15 protein-coding genes and 1 pseudogene are annotated in these 18980 nt (G+C 57.9%); 7 read left to right on the forward strand and 9 right to left on the reverse strand.

What is annotated here, in order from left to right; translation table 11 throughout:
* Positions 1 to 43: 43 nt before the first annotated feature.
* Positions 44 to 1717 (forward strand): DEAD/DEAH box helicase, encoded by a 1674-nt coding sequence (locus CKW32_RS05120; protein WP_027606997.1) that lies wholly within the window; start codon positions 44 to 46, stop codon positions 1715 to 1717.
* An 86-nt stretch (positions 1718 to 1803) separates the two neighbouring features.
* Here CKW32_RS05120 and CKW32_RS05125 read toward each other — a convergent pair whose 3' ends face one another.
* Complete coding sequence (locus CKW32_RS05125; protein ID WP_095184228.1) at positions 1804 to 2571, reverse strand: class III extradiol ring-cleavage dioxygenase; 768 nt, start codon at positions 2569 to 2571, stop codon at positions 1804 to 1806.
* Positions 2572 to 2676: 105 nt separating this feature from the next.
* Here CKW32_RS05125 and CKW32_RS05130 point away from each other — a divergent pair, with 105 nt between their 5' ends.
* Positions 2677 to 3333, forward strand: coding sequence for a thiopurine S-methyltransferase (locus tag CKW32_RS05130; RefSeq protein ID WP_095184229.1), 657 nt, complete (start codon positions 2677 to 2679; stop codon positions 3331 to 3333).
* A 59-nt stretch (positions 3334 to 3392) separates the two neighbouring features.
* Here CKW32_RS05130 and htpX read toward each other — a convergent pair whose 3' ends face one another.
* Positions 3393 to 4280, reverse strand: coding sequence for a protease HtpX (htpX, locus tag CKW32_RS05135; RefSeq protein WP_032889053.1), 888 nt, complete (start codon positions 4278 to 4280; stop codon positions 3393 to 3395).
* 303 nt (positions 4281 to 4583) lie between these two features.
* Positions 4584 to 5795 (reverse strand): pyridoxal phosphate-dependent aminotransferase, encoded by a 1212-nt coding sequence (locus CKW32_RS05140; RefSeq protein ID WP_032889055.1) that lies wholly within the window; start codon positions 5793 to 5795, stop codon positions 4584 to 4586.
* Positions 5796 to 5997: 202 nt separating this feature from the next.
* Between CKW32_RS05140 and msrB the strand changes: the two genes are divergently transcribed.
* The 3 genes from msrB to CKW32_RS05155 all read left to right on the forward strand — a co-directional run bounded on the left by msrB (position 5998) and on the right by CKW32_RS05155 (position 7497).
* Entirely contained in the window at positions 5998 to 6390 is a 393-nt protein-coding gene (msrB, locus tag CKW32_RS05145; RefSeq protein WP_032889057.1) for a peptide-methionine (R)-S-oxide reductase MsrB, read from the forward strand.
* Positions 6391 to 6523: 133 nt separating this feature from the next.
* Positions 6524 to 7009, forward strand: a complete 486-nt coding sequence (locus tag CKW32_RS05150) for a glutathione peroxidase (RefSeq protein ID WP_095184230.1) — start codon at positions 6524 to 6526, stop codon at positions 7007 to 7009.
* Positions 7006 to 7497, forward strand: a complete 492-nt coding sequence (locus tag CKW32_RS05155) for a MarR family winged helix-turn-helix transcriptional regulator (RefSeq protein WP_095184231.1) — start codon at positions 7006 to 7008, stop codon at positions 7495 to 7497. Before CKW32_RS05150 ends, CKW32_RS05155 begins: the two co-directional genes overlap by 4 nt.
* On the opposite strand, the gene CKW32_RS05160 is transcribed toward CKW32_RS05155, so the two are convergent.
* On the reverse strand, positions 7451 to 9760 hold the full coding sequence (locus tag CKW32_RS05160; RefSeq protein WP_095184232.1) for a response regulator: 2310 nt from the start codon (positions 9758 to 9760) through the stop codon (positions 7451 to 7453). The genes CKW32_RS05155 and CKW32_RS05160 overlap by 47 nt on opposite strands.
* A 163-nt stretch (positions 9761 to 9923) precedes the next feature.
* On the opposite strand from CKW32_RS05160, the gene CKW32_RS05165 reads away from it, so the two are divergent.
* On the forward strand, positions 9924 to 10814 hold the full coding sequence (locus CKW32_RS05165; RefSeq protein WP_032889064.1) for an ATP-binding protein: 891 nt from the start codon (positions 9924 to 9926) through the stop codon (positions 10812 to 10814).
* Entirely contained in the window at positions 10811 to 11293 is a 483-nt protein-coding gene (locus CKW32_RS05170; protein ID WP_032889067.1) for a GAF domain-containing protein, read from the forward strand. The genes CKW32_RS05165 and CKW32_RS05170 overlap by 4 nt, the downstream gene beginning before the upstream one ends.
* Before the next feature lie 25 nt (positions 11294 to 11318).
* On the opposite strand, the pseudogene CKW32_RS05175 reads toward CKW32_RS05170, so the two are convergent.
* The 5 genes and pseudogenes from CKW32_RS05175 to CKW32_RS05195 all read right to left on the reverse strand — a co-directional run bounded on the left by CKW32_RS05175 (position 11319) and on the right by CKW32_RS05195 (position 18972).
* Positions 11319 to 14953 (reverse strand): annotated as a pseudogene (locus CKW32_RS05175) (transporter substrate-binding domain-containing protein).
* 8 nt (positions 14954 to 14961) lie between these two features.
* A complete protein-coding gene (locus tag CKW32_RS05180) occupies positions 14962 to 15582 on the reverse strand; it encodes a response regulator transcription factor (RefSeq protein ID WP_032889068.1) in 621 nt (206 codons plus the stop codon).
* A gap of 256 nt (positions 15583 to 15838) precedes the next feature.
* Complete coding sequence (locus tag CKW32_RS05185; protein ID WP_081797772.1) at positions 15839 to 16234, reverse strand: response regulator; 396 nt, start codon at positions 16232 to 16234, stop codon at positions 15839 to 15841.
* Positions 16235 to 16405: 171 nt separating this feature from the next.
* Positions 16406 to 17737 carry a deoxyguanosinetriphosphate triphosphohydrolase gene (locus CKW32_RS05190; protein ID WP_095184233.1) on the reverse strand — a complete coding sequence of 444 codons (1332 nt, stop codon included), beginning with the start codon at positions 17735 to 17737 and terminating at the stop codon, positions 16406 to 16408.
* Positions 17738 to 17808: 71 nt separating this feature from the next.
* A complete protein-coding gene (locus CKW32_RS05195) occupies positions 17809 to 18972 on the reverse strand; it encodes an EAL domain-containing protein (RefSeq protein ID WP_095184234.1) in 1164 nt (387 codons plus the stop codon).
* Between the last annotated feature and the right edge of the window lie 8 nt (positions 18973 to 18980).

Below are 18980 nucleotides of genomic sequence, written 5' to 3' on the forward strand. Positions count from 1 at the left end.
CTTTGGAGCATGGGTCTTTGCGGATGCACTTAGAGGCAGACCCATGACCCAGGAAACCGGCGGCTTCGCCGCTTTTAATCTTAACCCGAACATTCTTGCTGCCGTCATTGCGACCGGCTACGAAGAACCTTCGGCGATTCAGCAGCAATCGATCCCGATCATCATGGCCGGCCAAGACATGATTGGCCAGGCGCAAACCGGTACCGGTAAAACCGCCGCGTTCGCCCTGCCTATCCTGCACTGCATCGATCCTGCCAAGCGCGAGCCGCAAGCCCTGATCCTGGCGCCAACCCGTGAGTTGGCGCTGCAAGTAGCAACCGCTTTTGAAACCTACGCCAAGCAAATGCCGGGCGTTACCGTTGTTGCCGTTTACGGCGGCGCGCCGATGGGCCCGCAACTGAAAGCCATCCGTAATGGCGCTCAGATCGTCGTGGCTACCCCAGGCCGTCTGTGCGACCACCTGCGTCGCGACGAAAAAGTACTGTCGACCGTGAACCACCTGGTTCTCGACGAAGCTGACGAAATGTTGAAGCTGGGCTTCATGGATGACCTGGAAGTCATCTTCAAGGCACTGCCACCGACCCGTCAGACCGTACTGTTCTCGGCCACCCTGCCACAGTCGATCCGTGCCATTGCCGAGCGCCATCTGCGCGATCCGCAACACGTGAAGATCCAGACCAAGACTCAGACCGTTACCGCGATCGAACAGGCTCACCTGTTGGTTCACGCTGACCAGAAGACCTCGGCTGTATTGAGCCTGCTGGAAGTCGAAGACTTCGACGCCTTGATCATGTTCGTGCGCACCAAGCAAGCGACCCTGGACTTGGCCAGTGCCCTGGAAGCCAAAGGCTATAAAGCCGCTGCGCTGAACGGTGACATTGCCCAGAACCAACGTGAGCGCGTGATCGACTCCCTCAAGGATGGCCGTTTGGACATCGTTGTTGCGACCGACGTAGCGGCTCGTGGTCTCGACGTTCCGCGTATCACCCACGTGTTCAACGTTGACATGCCTTACGATCCAGAATCCTACGTTCACCGTATCGGCCGTACAGGCCGTGCCGGTCGCGAAGGTCGTGCACTGCTGCTGGTGACTCCACGTGAGCGCCGCATGCTGCAAGTGATCGAGCGCGTAACCGGTCAGAAAGTTGCCGAAGTCCGCCTGCCGGATGCCCAGGCCGTTCTCGATGCCCGCATCAAGAAACTGACCAACAGCCTGTCGCCTCTGGTGGCTGACGCTGAATCGACTCACGGCGACCTGCTGGACCGCCTGACCGCCGATATCGGTTGCACTCCACGTGCCCTGGCTGCTGCCCTGCTGCGCAAGGCTACAAACGGTCAGGCCCTGACCCTGGCAGCTATCGAGAAAGAGCGCCCACTGGTACCGAACAACGCGCCACGCGGTGATCGTCCAGAGCGTACCGGCGACCGTCCAGACCGTGGTGATCGTGAGCGTCGTGCTCCGGTTCCATTGGCTGAAGGTCGTGCTCGTTGCCGTACCGCGCTGGGCGCGCGTGATGGTATCGCTGCCAAGAACCTGCTGGGCGCTATCCTGAATGAGGGTGGCCTGGCACGTGAAGCAATCGGCCGTATCCAGGTCCGTGACAGTTTCTCCCTGGTGGAGCTGCCGGAAGACGGTCTGGAGAAGCTGCTGACCAAGCTGAAAGACACTCGCGTTGCCGGTAAGCAGTTGAAGCTGCGTCGCTACCGCGAAGATTGATCCGCCCTTGGGCTGATTGATCACACATAAAAAATCCCCGACTGGTTCGGGGATTTTTTTTGCGCCGCTGTTTTAACAATAAAGAGTTAGCCGAAGCGGTAAATGTCCATGCCCAAGGCGCCCATGGTGAAGCCTTGGTGCGCGATGCTGAAGTCCCCACCAGCGCCACGCGCAAAGTACAGCGGCAACAGATGTTCATCGCTTGGATGGCTGCGCACGGCGTGGGGTGCTTGGCGCCGATAGTCGTGCAACGCGGCTTCATCGTTGGCAGCGAGCTTATCCACCACCCAATCCCGGAAGCCCCGCGCCCAAGGTTCGATGCTTTCAGGCCCTGCGTGCCAGTCCAGTTCGCCCAGATTATGCGTGATGCTGCCGGAACCGATCAGCAGTACGCCTTCCTCGCGCAAACTGGTCAAGGCATGCCCGACTCGCGTCTGCAGGGCAGGGCCCATGCGGCTGGGCAAGGATACCTGCACGACTGGGATATCCGCCACGGGGTACATCAGCGACAGAGGCACCCAGGTGCCATGGTCGAAGGGGCGCTGGTCGTCGATGCGTGCATTCAGGCCGTCGGCGCGCAGCAGCCCGACGATCTCTCCCGCCAACTGTGGGTTGCCCGGTGCGGGGTATTGCACGGCAAACAGCTCGCGGGGGAAGCCGCCGAAGTCGTGCCAGGTTTCGGGTGCGGCGCTGCCGCTGACCAGTAAATCGTGGCTTTCCCAGTGTGCCGATACCACCACTATCGCCTTAGGGCGGGGCATTTCGGCAGCCAGGCGTTGCAAAGCCGGTCCGCTGGCGCCGGGTTGAAGGGCAAGCATGGGCGAACCGTGGGAGATAAACAGGCTGGGGAACATAAGAAGAGTCCTGAGCGTTAACATGTAGCCATCTTCAGTCAGATCATTGATCTAAATCTAATATAAGTTTTAGCGCGTTTTGATCGAATTATCGGAGGTGATTCCATGGAGCCCAAGTTTTGGCAGGAGCGCTGGGCGAGAAACCAGCTCGGCTTTCATTTGCCTGAGGTTAATCCTTATTTAGAACGGCATTGGCCTTCGTTGGCACTCGCGGAGGGCGCCAAGGTACTGGTGCCGCTGTGTGGCAAAAGCCTGGACCTGATGTGGCTGGCCACCCAGGGTCATCGGGTACTCGGCGTTGAGCTATCAGAGCAGGCGGTTGAAGCCTTCTTCAGCGAGCAGAGCCTGACGCCGCGAATCACTCAGCGCGGTGTGTTCACGGTGTATCAGGCTGATTTGATCGAAGTGTGGTGCGGCGATTTCTTCGCCCTCGACGCTGAGGTTCTGGCTGATTGCACTGCGGTCTATGACCGTGCCGCTCTGATCGCCTTGCCGCCGTTGATGCGCTCGCAATACACCGAGCAGTTGAACAACATGCTACGTCCAGGCTGCCAGGGTTTGCTGATCACCCTCGACTACGACCAGACGCAAAAGGCAGGCCCACCGTTTGCGGTGACGGATGAAGAGGTAAAGGTGCTGTTGGGAGCACACTGGAGCCTGCAGATGATCGAGAAGCAAGACATTCTGGGTGAGAGCTGGAAGTTCGTGCAGGACGGCGTCACGCGCTTGGACGAGCGGGTCTACAGAGTTGCGCGGGCATAAAACTGTGCCCACAAAAAAAAGGGGCGATCTGATCGCCCCTTTTTTTGCATTACCAGGTATCAGCCCCGACGACGAAGCGCGTCAATACGCTCTTCCAGTGGTGGGTGGCTCATGAACATACGAGCCAAACCCTGTTTGATGCCGCCGTTGATGCCAAAGGCGGTCAGGCTGTCAGGCATATGCACTGGCAGGCCCTGTTCGGAACGCAAGCGTTGCAGCGCGCTGATCATTGCATTGGTGCCTGCCAAGCGCGCGCCGGCTTCGTCTGCGCGGAACTCTCGTTTGCGCGAGAACCACATCACGATCGCACTGGCCAGGAAGCCCAGCACCACTTCGGCAAAGATGGTCGCCACGAAGTAGGCGATACCGCGACCGCCTTCGTTCTTGAAGATTACTTTGTCCACAAAGTTACCGATAATTCGCGCAAAGAACATCACGAAGGTGTTGACCACACCCTGTACCAGCGCAAGGGTAATCATGTCGCCGTTGGCTACGTGACCAATTTCGTGCGCGAGTACTGCCTTTACTTCATCGGGTGAGAAGCGTTCGAGCAAGCCCTGACTGACAGCCACGAGCGCGTCGTTCTTGTTCCAGCCCGTCGCAAAGGCATTGGCCTCATAAGCAGGGAAAATCCCGACTTCGGGCATTTTGATACCTGCTTCTTGAGACAACTGCTCCACGGTTTGCATCAGCCATTGTTCATGGCGAGTGCGTGGTTGGGTGATGACTTGGGTGCTGGTGCTCATCTTCGCCATCCACTTGGAGATGAACAGCGAGAACAGCGAGCCGGCAAAACCAAAGACCGCACAGAAAATCAGCAGCTGATTGAGGTTCAGATCAACCCCGTTGGCCGCCATGAACCCGTTGAAGCCGAAAAGGCTCAGGGTGATGCTGGCAATCAGCACGACCGCCAGGTTAGTGGCCAAGAACAGCAGGATGCGCATCATGGTTGTAGAGTTCTCCTCATGCTTAATATGTCGCGTACTGCGGGGTATATAAGGTGCGGCATGGGGTGATTCAACCGAGCGACTATTTCAAACTGTGTCCTACAGCCTGAATGTAGAGCTTTGAAGGGATTTTCCGACTAGGAATGTCACCAGAGATGCCCCACTTTTTGCCTCACAACCCTGCAATTATAGGGGGCACGTGGCTTGAGAGAGGCAAGTGCCATACAGAAAAAGGGCGAGATCAGAGAAGTGTTGCCAGATAATCGCTGTACGACCGAATGTCGGTCGTACAGCGCCATGCTACTACTGGCGATAGGTCTTGAGGAAATTGCCAATACGGCCAATCGCCATGTCCAAGTCATCTACGCGCGGCAAGGTCACCACGCGGAAGTGATCCGGCCACGGCCAGTTGAACGCGGTGCCCTGAACCACCAACAGCTTTTCCGACAGCAACAAGTCGAGCACGAACTTTTCGTCGTTGAGGATCGGGCATACCTTCGGGTCTATCCGTGGAAAAGCGTACAGCGCACCCATGGGTTTCACGCAGCTCACACCGGGGATCGCATTGAGCAGCTCCCACGTGCGGTTGCGTTGTTCCAGCAGGCGGCCCTGGGGCAGTACCAGGTCATTAATGCTCTGGTAGCCGCCCAGAGCGGTCTGGATCGCATGCTGGCTCGGTACGTTGGCACACAGGCGCATGTTGGCCAGCATGTCGATGCCTTCGATGTAGCTCTGGGCGTTGTGCTTGGGACCGGAGATGGCGATCCAGCCGGAGCGGAAACCCGCCACGCGGTAGGACTTGGACAGGCCGTTAAAGGTCAGGCACAACAGGTCCGGTGCCAGGGAGGCAGTGCACACGTGCACGGCGTCGTCGTAGAGGATCTTGTCGTAGATCTCGTCGGAGAACACCACCAGGTTGTGCTGGCGTGCCAGTTCCAGCATGCCCAGCAGCACTTCCTTGGAATACACCGCGCCGGTGGGGTTGTTCGGGTTGATGATCACCAGTGCCTTTGTGTTCGGAGTGATCTTGGCCTTGATGTCAGCCAGGTCCGGGAACCAGTCGGCGCCTTCGTCGCACAGGTAGTGCACCGGGTGGCCGCCGGCCAGTGTCACGGCAGCGGTCCACAGTGGATAGTCCGGTGCCGGTACCAGCACTTCGTCGCCATTGTTCAGCAGGGCCTGCATGGACATCACGATCAGTTCGGACACGCCATTGCCCAGGTAGATGTCTTCAATGCCGACGCCTTCCACCTGCTTCTGTTGGTAGTACTGCATCACCGCTTTACGCGCGCTGAACAGGCCTTTGGAGTCGCTGTAGCCCTGAGCGGTAGGCAGGTTGCGGATAACGTCCTGGAGGATTTCGTCCGGTGCTTCGAAACCAAAAGGCGCCGGATTGCCAATGTTCAGCTTGAGGATGCGATGGCCTTCCTCTTCCAGGCGTTTGGCGTGCTTGAGCACTGGGCCGCGAATGTCGTAGCAGACGTTGGCGAGCTTGTTCGATTTGCTGACCTGCATGGCGATGTGATCCTGAAAATGAACGATCCAGACGGTGTGTGCACTACCGTACTGCGAATCCTGCGAGGCCCGCACCCATAAATACGTTTGAATGCCGATAGCGCGGGTGCCAGACTGGCGTTTTGAAGAGGCGCAATCATACGTGCCGCCTGATCCATGGAAAAGACACAGATCAGGCTTTTTCAGTTGCCGAGGTGTACCGATGGAAAAGTTGCAGAAAACCGTTGAAGAGTGGAAGGCCATGCTCGATCCGGAGCAGTACAACGTGTGCCGGCTCAAAGGCACCGAACGGCCTTTCAGCGGCAAGTACAACGGCACCAAGACCGACGGCGTTTACCACTGCATCTGCTGCAATGAGCCGCTGTTCGATTCCACCACCAAATTCGACTCCGGCTGCGGCTGGCCCAGCTTTTACGCGCCGATTGCCGACAGCGCGATGATCGAGATTCGTGATGTCAGCCACGGCATGATCCGTACCGAGGTAACCTGCGCAAAGTGTGACGCGCACCTGGGCCATGTGTTCCCGGATGGGCCGCCGCCGACCGGCCTGCGTTATTGCATCAATTCGGTGTGCCTGGACCTGGTCCCGCGTTAAGCCTGCGTGGTGAGGGAGCATCCTCCCTCACCACGTGCGCCCATAACGGATCATCAGTTTGATCAATTCAATTGCACACAATTGAATTGCCTACTATGTTTCTACTTCTTTCCGCTTTTATCGAGGCACTGCCATGAGCAACGACCTGCTGAGCATCCCTTGCACCACCATCAAGGGTGAGCAAAAGACCTTGGCCGATTTCGCCGGCAAGGCCGTGCTGGTGGTCAACACTGCCAGCAAGTGCGGCTTCACCCCTCAGTACAAGGGGCTGGAACAGCTCTGGCAGCAGTACAAAGACCAGGGCCTGGTGGTGCTGGGCTTTCCCTGCAATCAGTTCGGCAAGCAGGAGCCCGGTGACGAAGGCGCTATCTCAACGTTCTGTGAGCTGAATTTCGGTGTCAGCTTTCCGTTGTTCAAGAAGATCGACGTCAATGGCAGCGATGCCCATCCACTGTTCGTGCAATTGAAAAAACAGGCGCCGGGCCTGTTGGGGTCCAAGGGCATCAAGTGGAACTTCACCAAGTTCCTCATCGGCCGTGACGGCCGGGTGGTCAAGCGCTTCGGCCCTACCACCAAGCCAAAAGACCTTACCCAAGAGATCGAAGCCCTGCTCAAATGACCGACTTGCCCGCCGTGTCCCTGGCACTGGATAACCAGCTGTGTTTCAAACTCTACGCCGCCTCACGGGCCGTGACCCGCGCTTATAAGCCGATGCTCGACCAGTTGGGCCTGACTTATCCGCAATACCTGGCGATGCTGGTGTTATGGGAATGGCACGACGCAGCCCCTGAGCAGCCGACAGTCAAAGCTCTGGGCGAACGCCTGATGCTCGACTCGGGCACGCTGACACCCTTGCTCAAACGGCTGGAGCAGATTTCACTGGTGCGGCGCCGGCGCAGTGCCCAGGATGAACGGGAGGTGCATCTGAGCTTGAGTGACACCGGCGTGGAACTGCGTGATCAGGCTCTCGTTCTGAAGACTCGGCTGTTGTGCGACAGTGGGGTTGATCTGAATCAGGCAGACACCTTGCGCGTTGGCCTGGATCAGTTATTGGCGCAGATCAGAGCGCTGTCGTCCGAGGCACCCACAGGTCCAGCAGCGCATTGAGTTCTTCGCGGCGGAACGGTTTAGCCAGATAGTCATTCATCCCCGCCGCACGGCAGCGCTCTCGTTCTTCGGGCATGGCGTTGGCAGTCAGCGCGACAATCGGCAGGTCTGGCCAGCGCCCGCTGCGGCGAATCTGCCGGCTGGCCTCGTAGCCATCCATCACCGGCATGTTGCAGTCCATCAGCACCATATCGAAGCGTTGTTCTTCAAGAAACTTTAGTGCTTCACCACCGTGGGCGGCCACTATCACTTCGCAGCCCAGCTTGCTTAGCATGCCCTTTGCCACCAGTTGGTTTACCGGATTGTCCTCCACCAGGAGTATGCTGCCGCGATGCGCGAGTGGGGCGGCATCCAGTTGGATGGGGTCAAGAACCAGGTGCATGTCGGTGCGTAAATTGCGCTGAAGAATCTGGTACAGCGCGTTGCGGCTCAAGGGGCGTGCTTGCTGGTGCAAGGGCGCCAACGCCGCGACCTCTTCGCTGGGCATGAAATTGCCATAGGCCGTCACCAGCAGGATGGGCGCGGTAATGCCCGGTCGTATACGGAACAGACATTCAGGGCAGTCGGTAATCAGCAAGTCAGGCGTTTGCCCGCTCAAGTCGTCATCCATGGTGAAACATTGGGGGGTAAGGCCCCAACTGGGCAGCAGGGTCGTGAGCAACTCGGTCAGGCCACCGCCGATGTTGGTGATGGCAACGACCTTGCCTGTGAGAGGCGGTGGTTGCACGGCGGGCAAGTGGGTAGGTAATGGCAGTTGCGCACAGAACTGGCTGCCAAAGCCTACCTCTGAACTGATACTCAACCGTCCCTTCATGGCTTCACACAGATTGTGAGTCAACGCCAGACCCAGCCCTGTCCCGCCAAACTGACGAGTGATCCCGGCGCCGGCCTGGGTGAACGGCTGGAATATTTTCACTTGCGCTTCCTGCGCAATGCCGATGCCGGTATCGCAGACCTCAATGCTCACGCCGCCGTCGTAAGTGCGCAGGCGCACATCAACTCGACCGAATCGCGTGAACTTCAGAGCGTTGGACAGTAAGTTGCTGACGATCTGACGTACACGGGTCGGGTCACCTAGCACTTGGGCCGGGAACTGCGGGTCGATCAAACACGTCAGTTCCACGCTCGGTGCGGCATTCTGCGACAAGAGGTTGGCGGTATCTTCAATCAGTGCACCAAGGTCGAACGGGATGCGCTCCAGCTCCAACTGACCAGCGTCGAATTTGGACAGGTCGAGAATGTCGTTGAGCAACTCCACCAGCACTTTGCCGGAGTCATGGGCGATAGACAGTTGCTGGCGCTGCTCAGCATTCAACGCGCTGTCCAGCGACAGCGCGATCATGCCCAGCAGGCCGTTGAGCGGGGTGCGGATTTCGTGGCTCATGTTCGCCAGGAAGGCTGCCCGAGCCTGAGCCATGCCTATTGCATTCATCTTCGCCGTTTCGAGCTCATCGTTGGACTGGGTCAGTCGCTGGTTGCTAGCCTTGAGTTCAAGTGTGCGGGCGGAGACGATATCTTCCAGTTGCCCCAGGTATTCCGTCAGTCGGTCTTCGGCGTGGCGGCGCTGCTGGATTTCGGTTTCCATATTTTCAAATTGCTGGTTGGCGACGTTCACCAGTACGCCGATTTCGTCATTCTCATGCCCCGGCGGACAGTCCAGGTGGGCCTGCTTGCGAGTGCTCAACTCACGAATGATGCGCACCAGCGGCTGGGTCAGCATCACGTAGAACAGACCCAGCAAAATCCCGGTCAGTAATAGGCTGCGTACGAATCCGTTGAGCAGGGTGATCTCGGCGCGGTGTAGGAACCGGCTGCCGAAGGCGTAGGTGTCTACATCCAGACGCAGTACACCCAGTGGGTCGTTGGGCATATGGCTCAGGAACAGTTGGTCTTCGAACTGGCGGTTGGCGCCAAACATGAAGTCACTGATAGGCCGGTAGGTACTTTCTCTACGTGGCCGGTCGACATCGGCGAGCACCACGCCATTGTTGTCGATCAACTGCGCACGAATGATGGCAGGGGAGTGCAACAGTCCGAGGGTCAGTTCCTGGGCCAATTCAGCATCGATGTTGTAAGCAATACGTGATGCTGGGTTATGGCTGATTTCGATCAGTGAGCGTATTTCACGGTTGATGGATGCGTCTTCGCTGGCATAATCAATGCCGATTTGGATCAGGCTGAGCAAGGTTCCCAAGACGAAACCGACCAGCACAGTCAATCTGGCTTGTTTATAAGACAAGCGGTGGGCGAACTTGATATCCATCGAGTGTTGAACCACTTCACGTTTCCCTTCGCCCGGCAAGCATAGCTGAACATCCACAGGCTTAGGCTTGCCCGGCATGAACCGTTTTTTACGCAGCCCCAAGCGGTCTGTCGCAGGGTTGCCAATACGCCATCTTTTACAAGAACTTGCCAGAGGAATAATCGTGGATTCTCGATTGAATGCCTTTCTGGAGCGAGCCGATGCAGTGCTCGCTCGCCTGGAGCCCTTGTTGCCCGCGCCACGCCAAGCCATCGACTGGAGCCACTGTCTGGCCGCCCGCTGGCAGCGCGAAGGCCGCAGCGGTTTTCTGTTGCCACTGGACGTAAGCCTGGACATGCGTCTTTCCGACCTGATCGGTGTAGACAAGCAGCGTGAAACATTGGCGCGTAACACCCAGCAGTTTCTTGATGGACTGCCCGCCAACCACGCGTTGCTGTGGGGCTCGCGCGGCACCGGTAAATCGTCCATGGTGCGCGCGTTGCTCGCTCATCACGCGAAGGCCGGTTTGCGCCTGATCGAAATCGAGCGTGACCACCTGGCGGATTTGCCCCGTGTGGTTGAGCAACTGCTCAAGCTGCCGCAGCGTTTCATCCTGTTTTGTGATGACCTTTCGTTCGAAGCCGGCGAGGGCGACTACCGTGTGCTCAAGAGCGTGCTGGATGGTTCCCTGGAACAGGCGCCTGAAAACGTGCTGCTGTACGCGACGTCCAACCGCCGTCACCTTGTGCCGGAAAATCAGAGTGACAACGACAACTGGAAGAGGGTGGATGGGGAACTGCACCCCAGCGAGGCCGTGGAAGACAAGATTGCCTTGTCAGACCGTTTTGGCTTGTGGCTGTCCTTCTACCCGTTCACCCAAGAGCATTTCCTGGATGTGGTCGAGCACTGGATCGGTGAGCTAGCGAGCAAGGCCGGTTTGCAATGGCAGCGCGACGAAGCCCTCGACATTCTCGCGGTGCGCTGGGCGACCGGGCGCGGTAACCGCAACGGCCGCTGCGCGTATCAATTTGCCCGTTACTGGGTGGGTCTCAAATTACTGGAGCGTCAACCATGATCGATTTACAACAAGCCGGCACTGGTCTCGGTGGCTACGCCCTACTGTGTGCCCAATTGGAGTCGCTGCTGGCTGATGAGCGCGATTTCATCGCCAACAGCGCGCAGTTTTCCGCTTTCCTCTTTAGCCAACTGGATGACTTGAATTGGGCCGGCTTTTACCTCAATCGCAATGAAGAGCTGGTGCTTGGCCCCTTCCAGGGGCAGATCGCTTGTGTGCGTATTCCGTTTGGCCGAGGGGTCTGCGGCGCTGCTGCAGCGTCGCAGCAGACCCAGCGAGTAGAGGATGTGCATGCATTCCCAGGACATATCGCCTGTGACAGCGCGTCTAACAGTGAGCTGGTCGTGCCACTGCTCAAGGACGGTAAGTTGATCGGCGTCCTCGACCTCGATAGCCCGTCGTTGGCCCGCTTTACCCCTCAGGATCAGGCCGGAATCGAACAGTTGGCGGCAATTTTCCTCCGCTTGACCGACTGCTGATCAAGTGAGGGGCGCAACCCGCCCCTTATTGGCCATCCAGTCTTTGAAGCCGCTCTTGCAGCATCCTTTCGAGTTCCAACATCAGCTTTTCCAATGACTTCACGCCTATTTCGATCAAGGGCCTGTCATCACCACGGGCACAGGCCTGTTCGAGGGCTTCGCACCGCGAGGCCAGCGTACTGGCCTGGACAATTCTGGCCGCGCCCTTGATCTTGTGAGCCTGTTCGATGATGTCCTGGGGCGATGCCTGCGCAACCATCAGTGCGACCAGTTCCTGGCGATCCTGACGACTGCTGCTCAGCAACTCCTCCAGCAGCAGACGACTCATCTGCGGATCGCCACCGGTAAGGGCCTCGAAGTTGCCAATGTCCTGGATCAGGCCGGTGGGTTGAGGACTAATTTTCGCCAGTTGCTGCTCCAGCGCCGTGAGATTGATAGGTTTGAACAGGCAGTCATTCATGCCCGCCTGTGCGCAGCGTTTTTTCTCTTCTGGCTGGGCATTGGCGGTAAAGCCCAGTACCACACAAGGGGTTAGATTCTCGCGTTGCTCGTATTCACGGATTGAGCAGCTCAGCTCGTAACCATTCATGATCGGCATATTGCAGTCGGCTATTACCAAGTCGAAGTGCTCCTGGCGCCAGGCCTGGAAGCCCGCTGCGCCGTTCTGGGCAGCGGTGAACTGGTGGCCCAGGTAGCCGAGTTGCTGGCACATCAACAGGCGACTCGCCGGGTGATCATCAACCACCAGTACATTGAGCACAGACACGCTGGCAGGTGTTGTTGGCTTGAGTTCGTCGACTACCGGCAGTGCCTGCAGGCGATTCATCTTCAGGCTCACATGCACCTGCGTGCCGACCATAGGCACGCTGCTCAGGCTTAGTTGCCCACCCATCATCGCGCACAGGCTGCGACAGATCACCAGCCCCAGGCCCGCACCGCTCCTGGCCAGATGTCCCGAATTGTCCGCCTGGGCAAAGGGTTCGAACAGACGCGTTTGATCGTCCCGGCTGATGCCGATGCCGGTATCTTCCACCACCAGCTTCATCTCGATCTGCTGCGCCAATTCAGTGTTGGATACATGCACCTTGATTTTTACTTGGCCACGTTCAGTGAATTTGATCGCATTGCTGATCAAGTTGGACAGCACCTGCTTGAAGCGCAGGGGGTCAATCAGGACTTCGGTGTCTTCTAGGTCTGGCGTGAATTCCAGCAACAGGCTAAGGCTCTTCTGGCGTGCCAGGCCGTCGAATACACGCACTACCGATTCGATCACCTCTCTCAGGTTGACGCGTTCGGGCGCCAGGCTGAGGCGACCGGACTCAATACGTGCGATGTCCAGGATGTCGCCGATTAGCTCCAGCAGATCCTTGGCCGAGTTGTAGGCCACTTCGATGGCCGGCCGATCAAGGTGGCCCTGGTCTGCCCGCTTGAGGGTCAGCTCCAGCATGCCAATCACCGCGTTCATAGGCGTACGGATTTCATGGCTCATGGTGGCGAGGAACGTGCTTTTGGCGCGATTGGCTTCGTCGGCTCGCTCCTTGGCGGTGCGAAGTTCGTCGAACAGCTGACGTCGCTCGCTGATGTCGATCCAGCCACCGATGATGCCCTGAACTTCACCGACGGAATCGCGGTAGGGAAGGATCCAGTGGTAGATCGTCAGTTTCTGTCCACGAATATGCAGGGTGCGGTCCACGATCATTGGCCTGCCTTCGGCCACCACACGTTGATAGTCGGCATGATATTGCGCCGCTTCTGCCGCGAGAGCTGTACTGATCTGAACTGCGCTTTTACCGATCACGTCTTCGCGCTTGACGTCGAACACCTGCAGGTAACTATCGTTGCAGGTCTGCAACAGTCCCTTGTTATCACGCACGTAGATCGGATGCGGGGTTTCATTGACCAGTGCGCGCATGAACTCGAACTGATCATTGAGGGCGCGCTCGGCCATTTTCCGGTGCCTGATTTGGCGGCGCATGTAAGCGTTCCAACTCAGTGAAATCAGCAACAACAACCCGGTGCCGATGATGATGCGCGCAATCAGTTGGTGATAGTCACGCCAGTAGCTGTCGGAGGCTGCGGAATAGCCGCGCCAACGGCTATTGATCACACCCAACTCGTCAGGGGCGACGCTGAGCAAGGCCTTGTCGAGGATCGAACTGAGTTCGGTGGCGCTGCGTGATGTTGCCAATCCAAAGGTGGCGGGCATTGTGCCAATGCTGAAGCTGATTTGAATCTTGTCTTGGAACATCTGCGAGGTCAGGAAGTAGTTGGCGACTACCAGAGTATTCACGGCCCCCTCAACATTGCCTTGTACGAGGAGTTCGGCTGATTTGAAGGTGTCACCCGTTTCTACTAATTGAATCTTTGGGAACTGCTCAATCAGGAGTTTCTTCAGTGGGCTGCCTTGAGTAATCGCCAGTCGTTTGCCCGACATTTCCTCCAGGCTTGTAGGTGCCTGGCCGTCCTTACGCGTCAACATTACGTAGGAGTTTTCCAGGTAGGGGCGACTGAAGTTCAGTTGGGCTTCCCGCTCGACGCTGGGGGCGATAGCGCCAATGATGTCTGCTTTGCCGGCCTCGACCTGTTCGATCATCGTGTCCACATCACGCGCGCGCTGGATGTCGAAGCGCAACCCGGTGCGCAGGCGAATCAGTTCCAGGAGGTCAGCGGTGATTCCGCGAAAGTTGCCATCGTTGTCGAAGAACGTCAGCGGCGCAAAGGTGGGGTTCACGATCACCTTGACCACCGGGTTATCCTTTAGCCAACGTTCTTCGCGCGGGGTCAATGCAGCTTTTGGTCGGTTAGCAGAATGTCACTGCCGGCACTCCAGCGCTTGGCGATCGCCTCCCGTTCGGTGGTCGGCACGGCCCTCAGTGCCGCGTCGACGATGCTCAACAGTGTTTGCTGGTCCTGGAGCATTGCGAAGCTGAACCCATAGGCTTCATGTTTGCCGAAGTTGGCCATGCGGATGTTTTTCAGGTAGCCCTTGTTGATCATGTAGTGGGTGGAAATGGTATCGCCGAGAAAGACGTCAGCCTGGTCGAAAGCCACTGCATTCAAAGCGTTTTGGTAAGAGGGGTAGGCGCGGATGACGGCTTTGGGATACAGCTTTTCCACCTCCGCCAGTGGTAGATAGTGGTAGACCAGTGCCAGGCGCATCCCGGCCAACCCCTCGCTCAGACTGCGGGTTTCGCCTTCGCGGGTCACCAGGACGGGTCGATCCACGGCATAGGGTTCCGACAGGATCAGGTTAGGTTTTGCCGCTTCAAAGCTGTTGGAAGAGCCCAGTAAGTCGATATCCCCTGCTTCGAGGGCACGAATGGCGGCTTCTCGGGAGGGGTAGCGCATCACTTTCACCGGCAAGGCCAGTGCCATGGCCAGCAAGCCAGCGTAATCAGCGGTGAGTCCCTCATAGTCGCGCCCGCTGGAGGTTAGGTCAAAAGGTGGGTAGTCAGGGAACGCAGTGCCCAGCACCAGTTCGCGTTTGTTCTGGAGCCATTGGCGCTGGCCCTTGTCCAAGTGGGTTTCCAGCTGTACGGAGCTTGCTCGACTCAATAGGTTGAAATGTTCCGTGCTCGCTGGAGGTGTCGCAGGCACAGCGGTGCTGAAGCACAAGCCGGCACTCAATATAATCAAATAGTCCTTTATACGCCTGGGCATCCGGTTTCTCACACTAGCGCGTTTCGTTTTGCCAACTCGATAAGTTCTACCAAGGACTTGGCTTGAAGTTTTTGCATCAGCCTCTTTTTATATGTGCTTACGGTTTTGTTACTCAGGAACATGCCTTTTGCGATTTCCTTGTTGGTTCGGCCTTGTGCAAAAAGTTGCAATACCATCAACTCTCTATCATTAACGGCCTTGAACAGTTCAAGTTCCTTGCAGCTCTCATCGTTGGCGTTTAAGGCCTGGCTGGGGAAATAGTTGTAGCCGGACAGTACGGCACGGATGGCGCTCATCAGTTCACTCAGATCGCCTTCCTTGCATACATAACCATCGGCCCCCGAACGCATGCAGCGTGTGGCAAAGAGAGTGGGGGATTGAGCCGTCAAAACCAGGGTTTTCATCGAAGCGCTCATGGCGTTGAACCGGCAAAGCACTTCGAGTCCATCGAGTTTGGGAATGCTGATGTCCAGGATGATCAGGTCCGGCATGCATTCGCGGACCATTTGTATCGCGTCGCATCCATTGTCCGTTTCGCCGACTACTTTGAAGTTTTCCTCGTGCTCCAACAACATGCGTATGGCCAGTCTTATAACGGGGTGGTCATCAATAATAAAAACTGTGTTCATGATCATATTCCATGCAAGTGCAAATAAAGCGGGCACATTAGCTCAGAAGGTGAGGGGTAAGCATGAACTTGAGGGGGGGCAGGTATAAAACAGGAAAGTTCCTACATTAAAAAAGGTAAAGCCCTACCGGGCGTGAAGGCGTCGCGAGACGAGCGGCCAGGGTTTCCCAAGGGGATGGGTTAGCGTGTGATTGCAAGGAGTTTGCGACACTTATACGTAAACTTTTCGACGGCCTAGTTTGTTTAAGTTCCTACACTTATAGCGTGAGTAATATATGGATCAAGCCTGCAAGTTCATCTTTATTCAACGGCTTTTGCAAATAGCCGAGCAATGGCAGGTCACGTTCAAGGGCTTGGTTATGCAGCGCCGACAGTTCTGCCTCGGGAAGCCCGCTGAGCAAGATGGCGGCCTTTATAAAGCATTGGCGACTGGCGATTTCAATCAACTCGAGCCCGGGCAGGTCGGGCAGACACTGGTCGCACAGGAGGATGTCGAAGGGCGCTTGGGCCTGCGTCATCAAACGGATTGCCTGTCCGGCGTTTTCCGCCGGGGTCAGTTGCTCAAAACCAAAGCTCTTGAGCAGGCACTGGGTGGCGAGCAGTTGAAAGGGATGGTCCTCCACCAACAGGATTCGAAGGGGGTAATTGGGCATAGAGGGCACACGGTGAGTGAAGCGTCGATGGAGGGCATGTAGGAACTGTTCGCCAGATTTGCCCGGAGCGTGAGCGATTATTCCTCGGGAGTTTGTGCGAATTCGATCAGGCCGCTCTGTTCCCGTCGTAGGGCGATTCTCTTCAGGGAACAGGCAACTTGATAAATGACGTTACTGAGGGCTCGAACGCCCGGTCATTTCCCGCGCCATCTCGGTGGCATAGCTGTCGGTCATGCCAGCGATAAAGTCGATCATGCGCAGGAACGAGGCGTGCAACGGCCAAGCCGGGTTCGGTGCATTGTTACCCAGCAGGTCGAGAATACGCCGGTTCTTGAAAGAGGGCGTTCGTCCGCCATGCTGCTCCAATGCCGCGCCGCAAAAAGCGTTCAGCAGTATTTCCAACGTGGTATAGGCGCCAATTTCATGCAAGGTCTTGCGTTTGTCCTGGAAGATTTTCTTGCGCGCCATGTCTTTGGCATCCAGCACGCAGCGTTTGGCCGGCCCGTGCATATGCTCCACCAAGTCGCCGGGCAGGGTGCCGGCCAGCAAGGCATCCTGCTGTTCGACGAAGGCTCGCGCCGCCGCGTTGGTCAAATGCTCAATGGCTTTGCCGCGCAGGATCGCCAGCTTGCGTCTGCGCGAGTCCTGAGATCCCAATTGCCGATAGGTCTGCGGCAGGTCGTCGCCTACCAGGTCGAGCAGCAGCGACTCGACTTCGGCGTATTCCAGCAAGTCCATTTCCAGGCCGTCTTCCAGGTCGATCAGGGCATAGCAGATGTCATCTGCGGCTTCCATCAGATAGACCAATGGGTGACGGGCCCAGCGTTGTTCTTCCAGTTGCGGCAGACCGAGCTTGTGGGCGATCTGTTCGAGGATCGGCAGTTCGCTCTGGTAGCAGCCGAACTTGTGTTTCTTGTAGCCCAGGGCGTCGGCGTGGCGAGCGGTCCAGGGGTATTTCAGGTACGTGCCCAGGGTCGCGTAGGTCAGTCGTGTACCGCCGTCGAACTGATGGTATTCGAGCTGGGTCAGTACCCGAAAGCCTTGGGCATTGCCTTCGAAATTGAGGAAGTCGTTGCGCTCGGCGCTGCTCATGTCGTCCAGCCAGCCACGCCCGGCGGCCTGTTGGAACCAGTGCCGGATGGCGTCTTCGCCCGAATGCCCGAACGGCGGGTTGCCGATGTCATGGGCCAGGCAGGCTGATTGCACCACCATGCCCAGATCACTCGGTTCGCACCAGTCGGGCAGTGCACTGCGCAGGGTTTCGCCGACGCGCATGCCGAGTGAGCGGCCCACGCAACTGACTTCCAGGGAGTGGGTCAGGCGGGTGTGGATATGGTCGTTGCTGGACACCGGGTGCACCTGGGTCTTGCGGCCCAGGCGGCGAAATGCGCCGGAGAAAATAATGCGGTCATGGTCTTTGTGAAAAGGGCTGCGGCCGAGTTCTTCCGGGCTGTGCAGGGGCTTTCCAAGCCGTTCGCGGGTAAGCAGGGTAGGCCAATCCAAGGCGGGTACTCTCCGTGCGGTGAATGACCCTCCCAGCTTCCCGGTTCCACCTTGGCGGGGCAAGCGAAAATCTACAACCCGGCGGCGTCGATATCAATTAACAGCAAGCGCTGACCGTTATCGAAGAATTGTCCGGCAGTGAGGCAATACTGGTTGGTGGTGGCGTCGCGATACGTCGACGACAAGGTCAGGCGCCGCTCGTCCCAACCTTCGGCCAGCAGGTGATAGAAATACGGGCGCCATGACCAGTTGTGGCCTAGGTAACGCGTGTCGGCCTGCCAGGCGTCCTGGCGCCATTCGAAGTTCGGCGTGAGTTGCGTGCCATGTCGGTCGCACTGATAAAAGCGCAGCAGCCATGGGAAATCCTGCAATTGTGGTAACTGGCTAAGCGGTGCCTGGCCCAGGGCCCAGCTTTGGAGGATTTTCATCAGCTCGGCCAACTGTTGGCGCAGGTCCATGATGCGTCCACGCTCTGCCAGCTTCTGCTGGACGTACGCTGCGCGCAGTTGGGCAAAGCGTGGCACGAAGGCGTCGGTGGCAAACCAATCCAGCTGTGCCTGCGCGAACAGATAGCCCTGTACATAGCGCGAGCCGCATTCCAGGGCAAAGCTCAGTTGCGCTTCAGTTTCCACGCCTTCGGCAATGATCCAACAGCCGGTTTTCTCCGCCATCTGCGCCAGCGCCCGCACGACGTCACTGCTTGGCCCGCCCTTGGCGGCTTCCTGGAAAAGGCGCATGTCCAACTTGAGGATATCCGGCTGCAATGCCAGCACCCGGTCAAGCTGGGAATAGCCGGCACCGAAGTCATCAATGGCAATACGCGCACCGGCCTCGCGATAACGCGCGACCACATCGGCCAGGCGCTGGATATCGCCACCCAGTTCGGTGATCTCGAACACAACGCGCTGCGGGTCAACGCCGTGGGCGTGGATTTGTTTCAAGCTCGGCAGGGCCTGGCCCGGACGCAACCGGTTGATCCAGCGGGGCGAGATGTTCAGGCTCAGAAACCAATCGTCGGGGGCTTCATGCAGGCGGCTCAAGGCATTGTCGCGGATCTGACGGTCGAGGCGTCGCAACGTCGTGCCTGGCGTGCGCGGGTCCGCGAACAACGGGCCCACAGACTGCAAGCTGCCGTCAGCCTGGCGCAGGCGACCCAAGGCCTCGACGCCGGCAATGCGTCCGGTGGCAGTGTCAATAAACGGCTGGAAGCAGGCGAGCGGTTGCCCGTCAATCACAGGACCTC

Source organism: Pseudomonas sp. Irchel 3H9 (genome assembly GCF_900187495.1).
Classification (GTDB): domain Bacteria; phylum Pseudomonadota; class Gammaproteobacteria; order Pseudomonadales; family Pseudomonadaceae; genus Aquipseudomonas; species Aquipseudomonas sivasensis.

What these genes read in the sequence shown, in the direction of transcription:
- CKW32_RS05120 (WP_027606997.1), top strand. Translation starts at nt 44, where the DNA reads ATGACCCAGGAAACCGGCGGCTTCGCCGCTTTTAATCTTAACCCGAAC.
- CKW32_RS05125 (WP_095184228.1), bottom strand. Translation starts at nt 2,571, where the DNA reads ATGTTCCCCAGCCTGTTTATCTCCCACGGTTCGCCCATGCTTGCCCTT.
- CKW32_RS05130 (WP_095184229.1), top strand. Translation starts at nt 2,677, where the DNA reads ATGGAGCCCAAGTTTTGGCAGGAGCGCTGGGCGAGAAACCAGCTCGGC.
- htpX (WP_032889053.1), bottom strand. Translation starts at nt 4,280, where the DNA reads ATGATGCGCATCCTGCTGTTCTTGGCCACTAACCTGGCGGTCGTGCTG.
- CKW32_RS05140 (WP_032889055.1), bottom strand. Translation starts at nt 5,795, where the DNA reads ATGCAGGTCAGCAAATCGAACAAGCTCGCCAACGTCTGCTACGACATT.
- msrB (WP_032889057.1), top strand. Translation starts at nt 5,998, where the DNA reads ATGGAAAAGTTGCAGAAAACCGTTGAAGAGTGGAAGGCCATGCTCGAT.
- CKW32_RS05150 (WP_095184230.1), top strand. Translation starts at nt 6,524, where the DNA reads ATGAGCAACGACCTGCTGAGCATCCCTTGCACCACCATCAAGGGTGAG.
- CKW32_RS05155 (WP_095184231.1), top strand. Translation starts at nt 7,006, where the DNA reads ATGACCGACTTGCCCGCCGTGTCCCTGGCACTGGATAACCAGCTGTGT.
- CKW32_RS05160 (WP_095184232.1), bottom strand. Translation starts at nt 9,760, where the DNA reads ATGGATATCAAGTTCGCCCACCGCTTGTCTTATAAACAAGCCAGATTG.
- CKW32_RS05170 (WP_032889067.1), top strand. Translation starts at nt 10,811, where the DNA reads ATGATCGATTTACAACAAGCCGGCACTGGTCTCGGTGGCTACGCCCTA.
- CKW32_RS05180 (WP_032889068.1), bottom strand. Translation starts at nt 15,582, where the DNA reads ATGAACACAGTTTTTATTATTGATGACCACCCCGTTATAAGACTGGCC.
- CKW32_RS05185 (WP_081797772.1), bottom strand. Translation starts at nt 16,234, where the DNA reads ATGCCCAATTACCCCCTTCGAATCCTGTTGGTGGAGGACCATCCCTTT.